The organism is Streptomyces sp. NBC_01235, from assembly GCF_035989285.1.
Lineage (GTDB): Bacteria > Actinomycetota > Actinomycetes > Streptomycetales > Streptomycetaceae > Streptomyces.
In genome coordinates this window covers 3,864,237-3,879,752 of sequence record NZ_CP108513.1, presented here as the reverse complement: position 1 = coordinate 3,879,752, position 15,516 = coordinate 3,864,237, and the positions used below count along the sequence as shown (strand labels likewise).

Sequence of the window (15,516 nt, the reverse complement as noted above, 5' to 3'; positions counted from 1 at the left end):
CGAGTCATTCGACCGCCGCGCCTCCCGACAGGCGGATCTCTTCGCTGTCGAGGGCGGCCTGCTGGCGGCGCAGTACGGTGTCATCGATCCGGCGCTCGTCGCGCAGCCGTACGACGGTGGCGCGTTTGTTGGCGATGAGGGCCAGGCGCAGCGCGAGGTAGTCCTGGTGCTGGAGCACCGCGGGGTCGTCGTGGGCGCCCGCGCTCCGGGCCCGGACGGACGCCAGGTGGGCCTCGTACTCCTGCCGCAGCCACTCGACGATCTTCGGATCACTCTCCAGACCGGCGGCGAGTCGGGGTATCGCCTTGATCGCCTCTTCGATGGCCGTGGTCTCGGCGAGGTCATGTTCGTCGTCGACCGTGGTGTCGGGTGGCAGCTTCGCCCAGCGCACCGCCACCGGCAGCAGCAGGCCTTGCACCACCAGCGTCACGAGGATGACGCCGGAGGTGACGAAGACGATGAAGCTGCGGTCGGGGAACGGCTCGCCCGAGTCGAGTGTCTGCGGCACGGAGAGCACCATCGCGAGCGAGACCGCGCCCCGGAAGCCGGCCAGCCCGCTGACCACCCGGGTCCGGTGACCTACGCGGAGCACGCGTTGCTGGGGGCGGCGGTCGAGCGCGCGGACCAGGTAGGTGGAGGCGTACAGGAACGCGAAGCGAACGGCGACGAGTACCACGCAGATGACACCGACCGCGATCAGCGCGCCTGGGAGGTCGGCGCGGCCCAGGTCGCGGACGGCGTACTGCAGTTCCACCCCCACCAGCACGAACAGCGCCCCATTGATGATGAAGGTGGCCAGTGGCCAGAACGCCAGTGCCTGCGTGCGGTGTTCGGCCTGGATGATGCGCGGGGCGACCTGGGACATGATCATGCCGCTGACGACCACCGCGAGGACACCGGAGGCTTCGATGAGTTCGGCGAGCAGGTAGGCGGTGAAGGGCGCCAGGATCATGACCAGGTTGCCCAGCAGGGGATCGGTCAGGCGGCGCCGCAGGTTCATGTTGACCCACGCGACCGCCACGCCTACCGCGGCTCCGCCACCGTAGGCGAGCAGGAACAGTCCGCCGACGTGCGGGACGCTCAGGTGTTCCCCGCCGACCGTGATGCCGACGGCGAGACCGTAGACGACCAGGGCCGTGCCGTCGTTGACCAGGCTCTCCGCGCGCAGGACGGTGACCTGGCGGCGCGGCAGGGCGCGGGCCAGGACACCGACCGCAGTCGCGTCCGTGGGCGCCATGGCCGCGCCGAGCACCCACGCCGGCCCCCACGGCAGCCCGAGGGCGTGCCCGGCCGCGGCGACGGCCCAGGCCGTGAGGATGACGAGTACGGTGCTCAGCTGCAGGATGCCGCGGAGGTTGGCGCGGATCTCCCGCAGGGAGGTGGTCAGGCTCTCCCAGTACAGCAGGACCGGAAGGAAGAGCAACAGCACGACTTCTGGAGGCAGTTGTGCCTCCCGCACCGCCGGGACGAACCCCAGGAGCACACCCGTCACGAGCAGGACGACCGGCGGGGCGATGCCGAGGCGCTGTCCCACGGCGTTGCCCACCAGCACGGCCACGCCCAGGACCACGACGAGTTCGAGACCGAGCAAGGTGTTTCTCCTGGAGGGGTGAAAGAGCTGCCGTTCAGCGGGGTACGAGCTTCAGGGTCGTGTCCCGCGAGGCCACCATGGGATTGACGTAACTCGCTCCGTACCGGCCGTACTTGGTGCGGTAGGCGGTGTCGATGCGGTCGTTCACGCCGGGGTCGGTGACCTCGACGAAAGTGACGTCCTTGTCGACGCCGCCGGAGCGGATACGGCCCTCGGGGCGGGCCCTGGCCGCGCGGTACCAGGCGCCGGCGCTGCCGCGGAAGGAGCGGACGTAGAGGTCGTCGCCGTCGCGGACGACCCAGATCGGCACGGGTGTGCGCGGCGTTCCGTCGCTGCGCGAGGGGGCGATCCGAAGTTCCTCGGCGTGCCCGATCCGGGTCAGCTCGTCGTTCGTCCAGGTCGTCATGGGCTTGCCTCCTCTCGACCGTTCGGTGGGGTGTGCTCTCGTGGGCGTGAGCACAGGCTGGGGCAGCTCACGCCCATGAGGCGGCGGGTCAGGGCGTGAGGAGGGTCTTGATGGCGCGGCGTTCGTCCATCGCCTTGTAGCCCTCGGCGACCTGGTCGAGGGGGAGGGTGAGGTCGAAGACTTTGCCTGGGTTGATCCGGCCGGACAGGACGCGGCCGATGAGGTCCGGCAGGTAACGGCGGACCGGGGCGGGGCCGCCGCGCAGGCCGACGTGGGAGAAGAAGAGTTCCTGGCCGTCGACCGCCACCTCGTGCGGGACGCCGACGAAGCCGACGTTGCCGCCGGGACGGGCGGAGTGCAGGGCCTGACGCATGGACTCGGCGGTGCCGACGCACTCCAGGACAGAGTCGGCGCCGATGCCGCCGGTGAGGTCCTTGACGCGGGCGATGCCTTCGTCGCCGCGTTCGCTGACGATGCCGGTGGCGCCGAATTCGAGGGCGAGCTTCTGCCGGGACTCATGACGGCTCATCGCGATGATCTGCTCGGCGCCGAGTTCCTTCGCCGCGATGACGCCACACAGGCCGACCGCTCCGTCGCCGACGACCACGGCCGTCGAGCCGGGCTTGACCTCGGCTGCGAGGGCGGCGTACCAGCCGGTGCCCATCACGTCGGAGACGGCGAGCAGGCCGGGCACGAACTCGGCGTCCGGGTGCTCGTCGGTGGCGACGAGGGTGCCGTGGGCGTTGGGGATGCGGACGTAGTCGGCCTGGCAGGTGCTCATGAACTCGCGGTGCAGGCAGTTGGACTGCCAGCCGTTACGGCAGTTGGCGCAGGTGTTGTCGGAGGTGGCGAAGGAGCCGACCACGAACTGGCCCGGCGTGACGTGGGTGACCTCGCTGCCGACCTCCTCGACGATGCCGACGTACTCGTGGCCCATGGGGTGGGGTTCGGTGACGGGTTCCGCGCCTCGGTAGGACCACAGGTCCGAGCCGCACACACAGGTGGCGACCGTACGGATGATCGCGTCCGTCGGCTTGACGATCCTAGGCTCGGGGACGTCCTCCACCCGGATGTCACCGGGGGCGTGGATCACAGTTGCTCGCATGTCTTTTCTCCTGATGCGTTTCTCGGGTGGGGGTGGGTCGGGCGCGGGTGCGGTCTTCGCGCCGGTGGGTGGCCCTTGCCGGTCGGCGGCCGCTTCAGGAGTTCCATCGTGATTCTCTTCGTGCGTTGCTGTGGCGCTGATGCTTGGGCAGCGGTGTCACCCCGGACGTGCCGAATTCCTCGATGATGGCCCACGGGGTATAGGGAAGCGTCGACGGCGTGTGAAAAATAATTGCCGGTCTCTCGCTGCTGTCACCGCTCGCAGGGCCCATACACAGGAGAATTCCACCCCCAGGCAGAAGCAACCAGGGACAAAACCTTCCTACCCAGCAAAGTGGCGGACAGCGCACACTGGCCAGCATGAACAGCAGTGCGCACCGTAAGGAGCTGGGCCAATTCCTCAAGGCCCGCCGGGCCGGGCTCAGCCCCCGCATCGTCGGTCTGGTCTGCCCGTGACCGACCGGCGCCGGCGCGTGGCGGGCCTGGCAGGGATGAGGTGGCCGTGCCGCACGACTCCGAGTCCGACACCGTCAACTGACGCGTGCGGTCTCCTTTCGTGCGTACAAAGAATTAGCAGAAGGATCCCGGTGTAAATAGCCACTGGGATTTCCGGCGTGCCACCTTGTTCCTTCCTCCTGACCCGGAGCAGATCCCGACCAGGGACAGATCCTTCCTACCTTCGCAGTCGAATTGCGTGCCATGCTTCCAGAGCACGATTCACGCAATCCTTTTCGAGGAGCAGTACCGTCATGTCTTCCACCTCCCGCCCCACGGTCGCCGTCGCGTTCCACTCCGGCTACGGCCACACCGCTGTCATGGCCGAGGCCGTGGCGCGCGGTGCCGGGGCAGCCGGTGCCGAGGTGATCTCCATCCCCGTGGACACGATCACGGACGAGCAGTGGGCGCAGTTGGACGCCGCCGACGCGATCATCTTCGGTGCCCCCACCTACATGGGCACCGCCTCCGCCGCCTTCCACACCTTCGCCGAGGCCAGCAGCAAACGCTGGTACACCCAGACCTGGGTCGACAAGATAGCCGCCGGCTTCACCAACTCCGGTGCCAAGAACGGCGACAAGTCCTCGACCCTGGGCTACTTCTTCACCATGGCCGCCCAGCACGGCATGCACTGGGTCAGCCTCGGCGTCCAGCCGGGCTGGGCCACCACCGAAGGCAGCGAGGACGACATCAACCGTCTGGGCTACTTCGTCGGCGCAGGTGCCCAGACCCCGGTCGACGCCGGCCCGGAGGCCGTCCACAAGTCCGACATCGCCACCGCCGAGGGCCTCGGTGCCCGCGTCGCGCAGCAGACCGCGTTCTTCCGCGCCGGCCGCGCCACCCTCGCCGCTTGAACCCGAGAACTGACCCGCAAGCCTGACCCGAAATGGAGCAGCATCATGTCCGACTCCCCGAACGTCGCTCTCGTCCGTCGGCTCTACGACTCCGGCATGGCTCCGGACGTGGCCGCCGAGGTCATCGACCCCGACGTCGTCTGGGACATCACTCCCGGCTTCCCGTACGGCGGCGTCTACAAGACCTGGGCGAGTGCCGGGGCTGACTTCTTCGGCCGGCTCGCGCCCGAATTCAGCTCCTTCGGCGCGGTGGCCGAGGAGTTCTACGGCTCTGGTGACCACGTCTTCGTCCGCGGCCATTACCACGCCGTGTCCAAGTCCGGCCTGGAGTCGGACGCGCGCTTCATCCACCTGTGGACGGTCGGTGGCGGCAAGCTCACCCGCCTGATCCAGGCCGCCGACAGCCACGTCGTCCAGCAGGCCGCGAACGGCTGACCGCACTCACTTCCAGGGAGAAACCCATGGCGAAGATTCTCTTCCTCATCACCGCCGCCGACCACTGGACCCTGGCCGACGGGTTCGAGCAGCCGTCCGGCTTCTGGGCCGAGGAGGCCATCGGTCCGTACGGCGTCTTCAAGGAGGCCGGTTACGAGATCGTCGCGGCCACCCCGGGCGGCGTTCCGCCGACCGCCGACGCGCTCAGCCTGACGCCCGACTTCAACGGTGGCGAGGAGGGCGCCGAGCAGATGAAGACCGCCCTGCGCGAGGCCACCGAACTGGCGAACCCGATCCGCATCGAGGACGTCCGGATCGACGACTTCCACGCCGTCTTCGTCCCCGGAGGCTGGGGCCCGATGGAGGACCTGTCCGACGACCCCGCGGCCGGCAGGCTGCTGAGCGACTGGCTCGCCTCCGGCAAGATCGTGTCGCTCGTGTGCCACGGCCCGGCCGCCCTGCTGTCCACCGTGGACGCCGACGGCAAGTCCCCCTTCGCCGGCTACCGCCTGACCGGACTGTCCAACTCCGAGGAGATCCAGAACGGTCTCGCCGACCGGGCGAAGTGGCTGCTCCAGGACCGTCTCGTCGCGGACGTGGGCGCGGACTACCACAAGGGCGAGGAGAACTTCGCCCCCCACCTCGAGGTGGACCGCGCCCTCATCACCGGCCAGAACCCCGCCTCGGCCGTCCCGCTCGCCCAGGAAGTCGTCAAGGCCCTCGGCTGACACCCGCACCGCCGCTCAAAAAAGAGGTAGGACCGATGGACAGCAACGTGACCCTTCCCAGCGTGGGGCAGACCTGGCTGGCGGACCTCGGCCCGGACACACCGCTCGGCCACTTCACTGTGGAGATCACCTTCGACTCGGCGACCCAGGTCACCTTCGAGGTGACAGGCGGTGCCATCGAGGGCCGGAAGCAGACGATGGAGTACACCACCACCCAGCTCCGCGACGGCCTGTACGTCGTGCGCTGGACCGAACCCGACGCCGGTGACCACGTCACCCACATCGAGGACTACACCGAGGGCACCTGCATGGCCAGCTCCGTCATCGGTGGCGAATTCGTCCAGCTCCATGGAAAGTGGAGCCGCGTCCGCTGAACTCGTGGTGACAGCCGCAGTTCGCGCGTCATCCTGGCGGTGAGGCTTCCAGGGACAGATCTCTCCCCCTGACAACACTGCTCCGCGATGTCAGGGTGATGGCATGAACCGCGATCCTCACCGCCATGATCTGGGGGAATTCCTCAAGGCACGCCGTGCCGAGCTCGCCCCGGCCGCCGTCGGCCTGCCCGACGGCGGCCCGCGTCGCGTCGCGGGCCTGCGCCGTGAGGAGATCGCCGTACTGGCGGCCATCAGCACCGACTACTACGCCCGCCTCGAACAGGGCCGTATCCAGCCCTCGCCGTCCGTGCTGGAGTCCCTGGCCCGGGTGCTGCACCTGGACGACGACCAGCGCGCCTACCTGTACGAGCTCGCGGCCAAGGACGAGTACCGCCCGCCCCGCCGACAGCCGCGCCCCAGGATCCAGCCCCAGTTGCAGCGCATGCTCGACGACATGGCGCACACCCCCGCCTTCGTGATCGGACCGCGCACCGAGATCGTCGCCTGGAACGCCATGGGCGCCGCCCTGATCACCGACTTCGCGAAGATCCCCGAGAAGCAGCGGTACTACATAAGACTCCTCATCACCGATCCCAGGATGCGTGAGCTGTACGCGGACTGGGAGGGCGTCACCCGGCTCGCCATCGCCCAGATGCGGATGCACAACACGAACAACCCCGGGGACGCGCAGCTCGCCGCTCTGGTCGGCGAACTCTCGGTCCGGGACGACCAGTTCCGCCGGTGGTGGGGCGCCCACAACGTCGCCGTCCGGGACACCGGGAGCAAGCACCTGCGCCACCCCGTGGTCGGAGACCTGCATCTCGACTGGAACGCTGTCACCTGGGCGGCAGGCCCTGACCTGCAGATCATCGTGTGGACCGCAGAATCCGGCACTCCGACCCACGACAGCCTGCGCCTGCTGGCGTCCTGGGCCGCCGAGCCCAGCCACACGGCCAGCGGCAGCTCCGCCTGACCGTCCCCGGTATTCCTCCGAGAAATGGGGGAGTCCTTTCTCCTACGCAGCGCGCATCCAGGAAAGGGCTCTCCCTTCTTCACTCGGTGCTGGACGCCATCGCCCGGGTGCTGAGGCCGAGCCCCATCGGGTCGGGTGTGTCTTCGGCTGGCCCACTGGCTCGACCGGCGGAGAGCATGCCGACATCGTGTGATCGAACTCTTGCGCGGCATGTGCGCCGCTGACCCCGACTCTGACACGCTGCCGAGGAGATGGTCGGCGGGCCGCCTGATCCGCGACGAGTACCTGATCGTCGACGGGGTGCTCTGGCCGGCACCGGCGACTCCTATTCGGTCACCCACTGACGCGAACAGCGACGGCCACACCGGTGCACGCAGAGGTGCGGTCGGTGTGACCGCACGCGGGTGCGGCATAGTCCCAGCTTGCGACAAATTGCTACAGCGGCTCCGCCCCTACTGGGTGCGGAGCCTTTGCGCGGTGGAAGGGGACTCCGCTGTGCGGGGGTTCTGTCCCGTTGGCTGGACTGGGCGGACGCGGCTGTTGCTGCAGAAGCTGTCTAACTCAACGGCTCCCAGGGGCCATCGAGGGGTCACAAGGACAGGAACAGACTGACGAGGACCACACCGGGCTGACAACGATCAATGCACTTGACCTGGGAAAACGTCATAGATCGGCGTTGATCGGCAAGGCCCGCCAAGATCCTCAAAGGACTCATAATCCGTCGGCCGTGGGTTCGAGTCCCACCCGCCCCACCTGCGCAGGCTTCTGACCTGCGGAAACGTTCTTTTTTGGGTGCCGGGGCGTCAATTTTGCCTGAACGGACTGAATCCGCTGCTCGTGGGTTCGGAGTCCGGCGGTGGTCGGGGAGTTCCAACCCATCTGACCTGCGGCTCAGTAGATGATCGAGGGTGTCGCTCGCGGTCTGGGCGGCTGCCCTTGGGGCCGATGCCAGGACCCAGGGGCCGGAGCGGCGCGGGCGTGTCCGGGGCAAGGAAACTGCCCGAAGGGGAAACGGCCCTGCAGGGTCGCTGGCGGCCTATTTCCGAAGTGTCCGCCCGGTGAGCCGGCCGGGGCCGCACAGGAGGTCTGAACCAGCTGTCGCTGCGAACTGGCATCCCCTCTCCGTGGACATGGCCCTCGGCGGTCCGTGAGCCGATCATGCCCGTGTGAGGACATCGCAGACGGGTGAGTCAGTTCTGGCGCGGGCCGTGGATCGCGGTTCGGCGCTACCGTTGCGGCCGCCGGCCGCCGCGCGGGGCGTCCTTGAGTAGTTGACCTGCGCCGCCTCGATCGTCGGCAGGGTGTCGGAGTCGGCGCCGAAGCCGACAATGACGGGAGCGACATGGGGCCGTTCTTTCGGCGTGACGTTCTGGCCCCCGGGGAGCCACGCTCTCGTTCTCGTTGAACGCGGAGGCCGTCACGACACTTCGGCGAGGCTGTCGAGCACGCGCGAGTCGAAGTACTCCTCGATCCGTGCCACGAGCCCGTCGGAGTCGACCTCCAGTCGCATCATCGCCGGCATTCGGAACCGGCCTCCAGAGTGGAGCACCGCGGTCAGCGTGTACTGCAGGAACGCCTGCGAGCCGACTGTCGTGATGCGTCGGTCCTCGTAGTTCCGGCTCGTCGAGTGGGCACAGAGGTGACCGAGCATCGCAGCCATGGCATCGACATCCTGCTCGATCTCGTCGAAGCTGTGCCAGATGAGCGCGTCGCGTGCGAAGCAGCGCCGCACCTCGTCCATGTCGCCCTTCTCGATCGCGGCCAGCAAGGTGTTCACCACGCTGAAGTCCGTGGGATCCGGTTCTTTGCCCGACATCTCTCTCCTCGGTTCTCTTGGCCGCGCAGTGCGGCAATGCGTCCTGGACTTGGGTCCAGGTCTTTATGGCTGGGGCTCAGCGCCGGGCCTCGGTCATACGGCCTTTGCGGGCGCGTTCGGCGCGGTACCCGGCGAACCGCTGGAGTGCGGACGGATTGTCGGTCGAGCCGCGGTCGGCCACCTGCTCGATCTCGGTGCCCTGCAGGATGCGCTTGACCGGGACCTGGAGCTTCGTGCCGGTGATGGCGTGCGGGACCGCGCCTTGATCTTTCTCTGCGCCCTGTCAATGGAGCGAGCGCCTCCCTGATGTCGTCAGACGGCCTTCAGGAGCCGACGGGGCAACAGCGTGAGCCATGAGAACCCCCGGCGAAGGGTCTATTAAGCGATCAACTTCGACTCTTCGCCTGGGGTCCCTTGTCTGGGTCAGCTCACGCCGCGCTGATGCGTCTTTGCTGCTGCCTCAGTCAGTGAGCTGCATCTGCATCTGCAGTTGCAGCAGCTCCTCGACGTGCCGGATCTCGACGATCCGACCGTCGACCACCCGCGCGAGATCGATGCCGGAGCAGGTCACGTCACGGCCTGTCGCGGGCAGTCCGAACCAAGGGCCGGTGTGGGTCGCTGTGATCACCCACTGGGAGACGACCCAGCCGTCGTCTGTCTCGGCCTGGTAGACGATTTCGTGGTGAGGGTTGGTGAACCCGTCGCGCATGGCAGCGACCATCCCCTTCATCCCCTCGATCGCCGAGGGAGCCCCTGGAGGCAGGTTGTGGTCGACGAGATCGGGCGAGACCAGGGTGTCCAGCGCATCGATATCGCCCGCGTCGAAGGCGGCGAATACGCGGGTAGGGACATCGCGGGCGGAAGTGGGTTGGCTGTTCATCAGGGGTTTTCCTCTCACCTCGGTGTGCCGGCTTTCGAAGTCGGTCAGGCTGTGGGGTGGGGGTAGAAGGCGTTGATCTCGGCCAGGACGCGGTCGGGTGCTTCGTGGAGGAGGAAGTGTCCGGCGCCGGGGACGTCGGCGGAGGTGGCGTGGGGGGCGGCGTCCTGGAGGGGTGGCAGGACCATGTCGGCGAGGCCGGCCTGGGTGATCATGCGGACCGGGATGGTCAGCGGGGTCTCCTGGAATTTGGCGTTGTCGGCCTCGTCCTGGGTCTCGGTCCGGTAGAGCTCGAAGCCGGCGTGCAGGACCTGGGGGCGGGAGAACAGCCGGACGAACTCGGCCAGTTCGTCGTCGGACACGTTCTCGCCGGCGGTCTTCATCCCCTGGAAGAAGTGGGTGAGGAAGGTCTCGACCCGGCCGGTGACCAGTTCCTCCGCGAGCGGGTTCTGCTTGTTGAAGGAGAAGTGCCAGAACATCGACTCGATGGTGGCGAACTTCAGGTTCTTGCCGACCAGGCCGTAGTCCATGAGGAACAGCCCGGCCACCTGCTCGCGGTACTGGGCGGCCAGCGGGTAGGCGACGCTGACGCCGAAGTCGTGGGCGACGACCTGTACGTTCTCGCGGTGGCCGAGGTGGTTGAGGAGCTTGTGGATGTACGTGGCCAGGACCGCCTTGGTCCTGGAGGGCGGGTTTCCGGTGGAGTCGCCCATGCCGGGCAGGTCGATGGCGATGACGGTGCGGCCGGGCAGCAGCGAGGGCATGATCTGGCGGTACTCGTACCAGCTCTGCGGCCAGCCGTGCAGCAGCACCATGACCTGCGGGCCGTCGCCGCCGATGACGTAGTGCATCTGTACGTCGTCGATGGTGGTGAAGCCGTGCCGGAAGTGCTTGTTGAACTCGGCGTCGTCCTTGGTCGCCGCGTCGTAGCCGGGGCTGAGCGGCTCCTCCGACTCGACGGCTGGGGCGGTCGTGGGGGCTGTGGTGGAAGCGTTCATGGTCGTGGTACGTCCTTTGTGACGGGGGTGTTGTCTTGCACGACGGTGCGGCTGGAGGCCGGTGGACCGCGCCTGCTTGCGGCCGCCCGGGGTGGGCGGTCAGACGGCGATGCCGCCGTCGACGTTCCAGCTGGTGCCGGTGATGAAGTGGGCTTCGGGGCCGGCGAGATAGGCGACGGCGCTGGCGATGTCGGCGGGCTCGGCGAAGTGGTCGAGCGGCATGAGCTGCTTCAGGGATTCCGCGTACGGGCCGGAGTCAGGGGTCATGTCCGTAGCAGTGGGGCCGGGCTGCACGTTGTTGACGGTGATGCCGTGCGGACCGAGTTCGCGGGCCAGGCCGCGGGTGAGACCGGCGACGGCGGCCTTGGTCAGGGCGTAGACGGTTGCGCCGGGGAAGGGGACGCGGTCGACGATGACGCTGCCGATGGTGATGATGCGACCGCCCTGGCCGAGGTGGGGAGCGGCGGCCTGCACGGCGCTGAACACGCCCCGGACGTTGACGGCGATCAGCCGGTCGAACTCCTCCAGCGGGAAGTCCTCGATCGGCGCGGCGTGGGAGACGCCGGCGTTGTTGACGAGGATGTCCAGTCCGCCGAAATGCTCCGTGGTCCGGCTGACCGCGGCCCGGACGGCTTCGTGGTCCGCGTTGTCCGCCTGCACGGCCAGGGCGCCTGTCGCCGCGGCCACGGCGTCGGCTTGTTCCTTGGCGCTGGCGTAGGTGAAGGCGACCTGGACGCCGTCGGCGGTCAGACGGCGCACGATCGCGGCACCAATGCCCCGGGATCCGCCCGTGACCAGGGCGGTTTTGCCGTCGAGGGGCCGTACTCCGGACTGGGTGGTGCCGGGGGCGGGCTGGGGGCTCATAGGGGGTCTCCGATGTCTTCAGCACTTCATTTACGTACCGAACCGCTCGGTTACTATATCCATGATGACATTAACCTGAGCAACCACGGGAGTCATTCCGTGGCGGCGAACTTTTTCTCAAGGAGGCTTCGATGCCCAGCACGGGACGGCCCCGGTCCTTCGACACCGACGAGGCGCTGGACGTGGCGATGCGGCTGTTTTGGGCCGAGGGCTATGAGGGCGCCTCGCTCGCCGCGCTGACCGAGGCCATGGGGATCAACCGGCGCAGCATCTACGCCGCCTTCGGCAACAAGGAGGAGCTGTTCCGCAAGGCCGTCGACCGCTATGTGCAGGGCCCGGGAGCCTTTGTGGCCCCGGCTCTTGAGCTTCCCACCGCCCGGCAGGTGGCCGAGGCGATGCTGCACGGAGCCGTGGACGCCCACACCGCGCCCGGCTGCCCGCGCGGCTGTCTGCTGGTGCAGTCCGCGCTGGCCGCCGGCCCGGAAAGCGAACCGGTCCGCCGCGACCTGGCCGAACGCCGCGAGGCCGGAGTAGGGGCCCTACGGGCACGGTTCGAAAAAGCCCAGGCCGAGGGCGACTTGCCCCCCACCGCCGACCCGGAAACCCTCGCCCGCTATGTGCACACCGTCGGGCAGGGCCTCGCTGTACAGGCCGCTGGCGGCGCCAGCCGAGAAGACATGCACCGCGTCGCCGACCAAGCCCTCAGTACGTGGCCGAGCTCGTGATTCGGCAAGTTGAAGATCGTTGCTGAGTCCGGCGATGAGGCCTGCGTCCTCGGCTGATCCGATTGACGCGCTGCGACCCAGGTCCATGCACAGCCCGGTGGACAAAATCGTCTTTTGACGTCAGGGGACGATGCTCCACCCTGGACCAAGGGGTGGGGCATCATCTCGTCGGTAAGGGACTCCGCTGTGGGCAGATTCCATCCTCCTGGCTGACTGGGCCAGCCCGGTCCCACGTCTGTCATTATGACGTCAGTGGTGTATGCTGGCAGTGTAATAAATTGCAGATGGGGGCATGTGTATGGCTTGGGAGATCGTCGTGGTCGAGCCGGCTCTTTCGTGGCTTCACGGCCTGCGCCGTACTGACCGTGACACCCTGATTCAGGTCAGCCAGGCTGTCACTGCCCTTCAGGAGGAAGGTCCCGCGCTGGGTCGGCCTCTGGTGGACACGATCAAGGGATCTGTGCTGTCGAACCTCAAGGAGCTCCGCCCCGGCTCGGCAGGGGCCACGGAGGTGCGGTTGCTGTTCGTGTTCGACCCGGACCGCCAGGCCGTGATCCTGGTCGGCGGCGACAAGGCGGGCAACTGGTCCGGCTGGTACCGCGTCGCAGTACCACAGGCGGAGCAGGCATACGCGGAGCATCTGAAGCGAATCGATGGAGAGGACGGGGCACGATGACTGATCACCTCAAGGACCCGCAGGCCGTCTCCTGGGGGGACCTGGCCGACGGCTTCGCCTTCACCGATGCCGAAAAGGACCAGATCCAGAAGGGGGCGCAGGCGATGGTCCTGGCCTCCCGTGTGCACCGCCTCGCCGAGTTGCGGAAGCGGCAGCACACTACGCAGGTCCAGGTTGCCGAAGCCATGGGTGTCACCCAGGCCCGCGTCTCGCGCATCGAGAAGGGGCAACTGGAGCGCAGCGAGGTCGAAACCCTCGCCGCGTACGTCAAGGCGCTCGGCGGCAAGCTGAAGATCGTCGCTGACTTCGGTGATGAGAGCTACGTACTCGGCTGACCCGATCGACGCGCCGCTGCCCAGGTCGAGGCACAGTCCGGTGGGCGGGATCGCCTCGTGACGTCAGGGATGATGCTCCACCCCGGTGGCCTGGGATGGAGCATCAATCGCGTCGGTAAGGGACTCCGCTGCGCGAAGGGTTCCAGTCCCTCGGCTGAACAGGGCGGACGCGGCTGCCGCTGTGGTAAGCGTCCAACTCATCGGCCCCCAGGGGCCATTGAGGGGCCACAAGGACAGGAACAGACCGACAAGCGCCGCACAGGGCTGACAGTGATCGGCACGTCTGACCTGGAAGAACGGCGTGAATCGGCAATGATCGGCAAGGGCCGCCAAGATCCCCAAGGGACTCATAATCCGTCGGCCGTGGGTTCGAGTCCCACCCGCCCCACCTGCGCAGGCTTCTGACCTGCGGAAACGTTCTTTTTTGGGTGCCGGGGCGTCAACTTTGCCTGAACGGACTGAATCCGCTGCTCGTGGGTTTGGAGTCCGGCGGTGGTCGGGGGAGTTCCAACCCATCTGACCTGCGGCGGAGTAGATGATCGAGGGCGTCGCTCGCGGTCAGGGCGACTGCCTTGAGGGCCGATGCCAAGACCCAGGGACCGTACAGGGGCCGGGACGGCGCAGGCGGGGTCGATTCGTTGTCCCATTTGATGGTGGCGCGGCTGGGGAAGCCATCCACAGGGCGGCCAAGCCATCCACAGGGCGGCCAGTTGAGCACGGGTCGGCGACGGAGGCAGTGCTGATACCGGCGCGGCGGGTGCGCGGACGCGCGTAGGGCGACGTCGGCTGGTGTCTGCGCTGTGGAGAGCCTGTCGCTGCTGAGGAAGTGTCCCGGCGATGGCCGAGGGGCAAGGAAACAGCCCGAAGAGGAAGCGGCCCCGATGGGTTGCTCGACCCTCTCTCGTATGGCCCCCGCCCGGGCGGCGGGACCAGGAAGCGGGTCGGTCACCGGCGCTGCACTGTGCCCAGCTCGTCGGTGTACCGGCTGAGGGCATCCTCGGCCCTGGGGACGGGGCCGAACAACTGCTCCTGGCGTCGGGGGTCGGCGACGTAGCGGCCGGTGTCGAACCAGCCGAACATCGCGGCCATGTCCTTGACCAGGTGCATGAAGCGTCCGGCGACGGCTCCTGCGGCGCGGGCGACGACGGAGGGGACGGCCAGTACCTTGATCTTCTTTCCGGCCCGGCGGCCCATCAGGTCGGCCATCTCGCGCATGCTGACCGGACGGTCCCAGCCGATGTCGATGCGCTCCCCGTTGTCGGCCTCGGCGTCGACGGCGGTCGCCAGGTACGCCGCGAGGTCGGAGGTGAGGACGAAGGTCAGCGGGACGGTGGTCTTGCCGATCCACATCAGGCGGCCCTTGTCGATCGGGTTGCCCGCCATGGTCGCAATCTGGTCGAGGAATGCCCCCGGCCGCAGTGCGACGAACGGGACGCCGAGCTGTTCGAGCTTGTCCTCGGCGAGCTTCTTGTGCCAGAAGTGCGGGACTTGGGGCGTCTGGTCGCTCGTGAGGATGCTGGTCAGGACGAACCGCCGGATGCCGGCGCGGTGGGCGGCCTCGGCCAGGTTGGCGTTGCCGACGGTGTCGATGTCGTGCGCGTTCTTGCCGCCGCGGGTGTAGCCGGCAGCGGTGGTGATGACGGCATCGGCACCGTTCATGGCGGCGACGAGCGAGTCGAGGTCGAGCATGTCGCCGCGGGCGATCTCGACACCCCGGCTTTCGAGCCTGCTCGCGTCGGTGGTCGGCCGGACCAGGGCGCGGACGTTCTTACCGCGCCCCAGCAGTTCGTCGACGACCTTGCCGCCGAGGGAGCCGGTCGCGCCGACTACGAGGACGGGGAGGGTGGTGGTCATGGGGGCCTCACTTTCCATCAGGTCAGTGGTGGCCGTGGGAGGTGGGCGCCGTCGGCCGGGGTCGCTCAGGGGCCGGCCTGTGGTGGGCGGATCCGCGGCGCGGGTCACCGCCGGCCTGCAGGAGCTTGTGGATGTCGAAGGTGAACCGGACGCGGGTGATGCGTCCGTCTTCGATGTGCGGCCGGCCGGCCGGCGACGGGGAAGGGCTCGCCGGCCCCGCGGCGTGTTTCCCTGCCCCGACTGAGTTCCGTCCTGCCTGCACCGGGACAGCTCGCGCTGGCCCCGGACGCTGGGGCCCCGCTCACCCCGTTCTCCCTGACGTACGGGGTGAGCGGGTGGGTTCCGCCACGTCCGCCGGCTCGGCTCACCGGGCTTCTTCCGACAGCCGGGGCACCTGGCTCCGCTCAGTAC

16 protein-coding genes are annotated in these 15,516 nt (G+C 68.1%); 8 read left to right on the top strand and 8 right to left on the bottom strand.

Annotated elements, in window-relative coordinates:
- Window positions 1–4: 4 nt before the first annotated feature.
- From OG289_RS17080 to OG289_RS17070, 3 genes are all read right to left on the bottom strand, one after another.
- Window positions 5–1,591: a Na+/H+ antiporter gene (locus OG289_RS17080; RefSeq protein WP_327314886.1), complete on the bottom strand. Its 1,587-nt coding sequence runs from the start codon at window positions 1,589–1,591 to the stop codon at window positions 5–7.
- Window positions 1,592–1,625: 34 nt separating this feature from the next.
- Window positions 1,626–1,997, bottom strand: a complete 372-nt coding sequence (locus tag OG289_RS17075; protein ID WP_327314885.1) for a DUF2255 family protein — start codon at window positions 1,995–1,997, stop codon at window positions 1,626–1,628.
- Window positions 1,998–2,085: 88 nt separating this feature from the next.
- On the bottom strand, window positions 2,086–3,102 hold the full coding sequence (locus OG289_RS17070) for a zinc-dependent alcohol dehydrogenase family protein (protein WP_327314884.1): 1,017 nt from the start codon (window positions 3,100–3,102) through the stop codon (window positions 2,086–2,088).
- 748 nt (window positions 3,103–3,850) lie between these two features.
- On the opposite strand from OG289_RS17070, the gene OG289_RS17065 reads away from it, so the two are divergent.
- The 5 genes from OG289_RS17065 (at window position 3,851) to OG289_RS17045 (ending at window position 6,960) form a co-directional block, all read left to right on the top strand.
- Complete coding sequence (locus tag OG289_RS17065; protein WP_327314883.1) at window positions 3,851–4,450, top strand: flavodoxin family protein; 600 nt, start codon at window positions 3,851–3,853, stop codon at window positions 4,448–4,450.
- Between the two features lie 45 nt (window positions 4,451–4,495).
- Window positions 4,496–4,885: a nuclear transport factor 2 family protein gene (locus OG289_RS17060; protein ID WP_327314882.1), complete on the top strand. Its 390-nt coding sequence runs from the start codon at window positions 4,496–4,498 to the stop codon at window positions 4,883–4,885.
- Window positions 4,886–4,911: 26 nt separating this feature from the next.
- On the top strand, window positions 4,912–5,613 hold the full coding sequence (locus OG289_RS17055) for a type 1 glutamine amidotransferase domain-containing protein (RefSeq protein ID WP_327314881.1): 702 nt from the start codon (window positions 4,912–4,914) through the stop codon (window positions 5,611–5,613).
- A 35-nt stretch (window positions 5,614–5,648) separates the two neighbouring features.
- Window positions 5,649–5,987: a MoaF-related domain-containing protein gene (locus tag OG289_RS17050; protein ID WP_327314880.1), complete on the top strand. Its 339-nt coding sequence runs from the start codon at window positions 5,649–5,651 to the stop codon at window positions 5,985–5,987.
- Between the two features lie 103 nt (window positions 5,988–6,090).
- A complete protein-coding gene (locus OG289_RS17045; protein ID WP_327314879.1) occupies window positions 6,091–6,960 on the top strand; it encodes a helix-turn-helix transcriptional regulator in 870 nt (289 codons plus the stop codon).
- A gap of 1,417 nt (window positions 6,961–8,377) precedes the next feature.
- On the opposite strand, the gene OG289_RS17040 is transcribed toward OG289_RS17045, so the two are convergent.
- The 4 genes from OG289_RS17040 to OG289_RS17025 all read right to left on the bottom strand — a co-directional run bounded on the left by OG289_RS17040 (window position 8,378) and on the right by OG289_RS17025 (window position 11,515).
- Window positions 8,378–8,776, bottom strand: a complete 399-nt coding sequence (locus OG289_RS17040) for a nuclear transport factor 2 family protein (RefSeq protein ID WP_327314878.1) — start codon at window positions 8,774–8,776, stop codon at window positions 8,378–8,380.
- A 460-nt stretch (window positions 8,777–9,236) separates the two neighbouring features.
- Entirely contained in the window at window positions 9,237–9,656 is a 420-nt protein-coding gene (locus tag OG289_RS17035; protein ID WP_327314877.1) for an ester cyclase, read from the bottom strand.
- Window positions 9,657–9,700: 44 nt separating this feature from the next.
- Window positions 9,701–10,651: an alpha/beta fold hydrolase gene (locus OG289_RS17030; protein ID WP_327314876.1), complete on the bottom strand. Its 951-nt coding sequence runs from the start codon at window positions 10,649–10,651 to the stop codon at window positions 9,701–9,703.
- Window positions 10,652–10,750: 99 nt separating this feature from the next.
- Window positions 10,751–11,515: a 3-oxoacyl-ACP reductase family protein gene (locus tag OG289_RS17025; RefSeq protein WP_327314875.1), complete on the bottom strand. Its 765-nt coding sequence runs from the start codon at window positions 11,513–11,515 to the stop codon at window positions 10,751–10,753.
- A 131-nt stretch (window positions 11,516–11,646) separates the two neighbouring features.
- On the opposite strand from OG289_RS17025, the gene OG289_RS17020 reads away from it, so the two are divergent.
- The 3 genes from OG289_RS17020 to OG289_RS17010 all read left to right on the top strand — a co-directional run bounded on the left by OG289_RS17020 (window position 11,647) and on the right by OG289_RS17010 (window position 13,251).
- Window positions 11,647–12,240: a TetR/AcrR family transcriptional regulator gene (locus OG289_RS17020; protein WP_327314874.1), complete on the top strand. Its 594-nt coding sequence runs from the start codon at window positions 11,647–11,649 to the stop codon at window positions 12,238–12,240.
- A gap of 298 nt (window positions 12,241–12,538) precedes the next feature.
- A complete protein-coding gene (locus OG289_RS17015; RefSeq protein ID WP_327314873.1) occupies window positions 12,539–12,916 on the top strand; it encodes a type II toxin-antitoxin system RelE/ParE family toxin in 378 nt (125 codons plus the stop codon).
- Window positions 12,913–13,251, top strand: coding sequence for a helix-turn-helix domain-containing protein (locus OG289_RS17010; RefSeq protein WP_327314872.1), 339 nt, complete (start codon window positions 12,913–12,915; stop codon window positions 13,249–13,251). The genes OG289_RS17015 and OG289_RS17010 overlap by 4 nt, the downstream gene beginning before the upstream one ends.
- A 945-nt stretch (window positions 13,252–14,196) precedes the next feature.
- On the opposite strand, the gene OG289_RS17005 is transcribed toward OG289_RS17010, so the two are convergent.
- Complete coding sequence (locus OG289_RS17005; protein ID WP_327314871.1) at window positions 14,197–15,105, bottom strand: SDR family oxidoreductase; 909 nt, start codon at window positions 15,103–15,105, stop codon at window positions 14,197–14,199.
- Window positions 15,106–15,516: the final 411 nt, after the last annotated feature.

Bases quoted from the DNA above. Each gene is read 5' to 3' on its own strand.
- OG289_RS17075 (WP_327314885.1), bottom strand. From the start codon at position 1,997: ATGACGACCTGGACGAACGACGAGCTGACCCGGATCGGGCACGCCGAG.
- OG289_RS17070 (WP_327314884.1), bottom strand. From the start codon at position 3,102: ATGCGAGCAACTGTGATCCACGCCCCCGGTGACATCCGGGTGGAGGAC.
- OG289_RS17065 (WP_327314883.1), top strand. From the start codon at position 3,851: ATGTCTTCCACCTCCCGCCCCACGGTCGCCGTCGCGTTCCACTCCGGC.
- OG289_RS17060 (WP_327314882.1), top strand. From the start codon at position 4,496: ATGTCCGACTCCCCGAACGTCGCTCTCGTCCGTCGGCTCTACGACTCC.
- OG289_RS17055 (WP_327314881.1), top strand. From the start codon at position 4,912: ATGGCGAAGATTCTCTTCCTCATCACCGCCGCCGACCACTGGACCCTG.
- OG289_RS17050 (WP_327314880.1), top strand. From the start codon at position 5,649: ATGGACAGCAACGTGACCCTTCCCAGCGTGGGGCAGACCTGGCTGGCG.
- OG289_RS17045 (WP_327314879.1), top strand. From the start codon at position 6,091: ATGAACCGCGATCCTCACCGCCATGATCTGGGGGAATTCCTCAAGGCA.
- OG289_RS17040 (WP_327314878.1), bottom strand. From the start codon at position 8,776: ATGTCGGGCAAAGAACCGGATCCCACGGACTTCAGCGTGGTGAACACC.
- OG289_RS17035 (WP_327314877.1), bottom strand. From the start codon at position 9,656: ATGAACAGCCAACCCACTTCCGCCCGCGATGTCCCTACCCGCGTATTC.
- OG289_RS17030 (WP_327314876.1), bottom strand. From the start codon at position 10,651: ATGAACGCTTCCACCACAGCCCCCACGACCGCCCCAGCCGTCGAGTCG.
- OG289_RS17025 (WP_327314875.1), bottom strand. From the start codon at position 11,515: ATGAGCCCCCAGCCCGCCCCCGGCACCACCCAGTCCGGAGTACGGCCC.
- OG289_RS17020 (WP_327314874.1), top strand. From the start codon at position 11,647: ATGCCCAGCACGGGACGGCCCCGGTCCTTCGACACCGACGAGGCGCTG.
- OG289_RS17015 (WP_327314873.1), top strand. From the start codon at position 12,539: ATGGCTTGGGAGATCGTCGTGGTCGAGCCGGCTCTTTCGTGGCTTCAC.
- OG289_RS17010 (WP_327314872.1), top strand. From the start codon at position 12,913: ATGACTGATCACCTCAAGGACCCGCAGGCCGTCTCCTGGGGGGACCTG.
- OG289_RS17005 (WP_327314871.1), bottom strand. From the start codon at position 15,105: ATGACCACCACCCTCCCCGTCCTCGTAGTCGGCGCGACCGGCTCCCTC.